General features: G+C 58.4%; 1 pseudogene. It reads right to left on the bottom strand.

The features are described from left to right. Positions 1–129, bottom strand: a pseudogene (locus tag MRBLSP13_RS21555) (oxidoreductase); the annotation flags it as partial. Positions 130–255: the final 126 nt, after the last annotated feature.

Here is a 255-nt window from a genome sequence, read left to right as displayed (position 1 = left end):
CAAACCGCCCAGATGGGCCAGATGCCAGTCATTGGCAGAGCCCTCGTTGGAATTATACTGGCACATGGGCGAGACCACGATGCGGTTGGAGAGGGTGAGTTCGCGCAGCGTAATCGGCGAAAAGAGCATGCTGGTCATGGGTTGAAGGCTTTCTCTTGATGGTTGAGCAGATAGGATTGGGTTGAAAATCAGGCAAGTCCGCTGGCGCGGGCCTGGGCGAGGGCCATGACGATCCAGTCCCGCTCGGCATCGCCA

The sequence above is a fragment of the Sphingobium sp. LSP13-1-1.1 genome, assembly GCF_040676415.1.
In the GTDB taxonomy this organism is placed as follows: Bacteria; Pseudomonadota; Alphaproteobacteria; order Sphingomonadales; family Sphingomonadaceae; genus Sphingobium.
The sequence above is the reverse complement of the archived record's forward strand: the minus strand, read 5'-3'. Positions and strand labels throughout refer to the sequence as shown.